Source organism: Microvirga sp. HBU67558 (genome assembly GCF_018069605.1).
Lineage (GTDB): Bacteria > Pseudomonadota > Alphaproteobacteria > Rhizobiales > Beijerinckiaceae > Microvirga > Microvirga terrae.
Genome location: NZ_JAGPUP010000065.1, coordinates 1 through 261 on the forward strand (window position 1 = coordinate 1; position 261 = coordinate 261).

At 64.0% G+C, this 261-nt stretch carries 1 pseudogene; it reads left to right on the forward strand.

The window, feature by feature from the left end:
- Positions 1–261 (forward strand): annotated as a pseudogene (groEL, locus tag KBI52_RS00250) (chaperonin GroEL); the annotation flags it as partial.

Here is a 261-nt window from a genome sequence, read left to right on the forward strand (position 1 = left end):
CCGTGAAGGCTCCGGGCTTCGGCGACCGCCGCAAGGCCATGCTCGAGGACATCGCCGTCCTGACCAAGGGACAGGTCGTGTCCGAGGATCTCGGCATCAAGCTCGAGAATGTCACCGTGCAGATGCTTGGCCGCGCTAAGAAGGTAGTGATCGAGAAGGAGAACACCACCATCGTGGACGGGGCCGGCGACCGGCGCGACATCGAGGCCCGCGTTTCGCAGATCAAGGCGCAGATCGAGGAGACCACCTCGGACTACGACC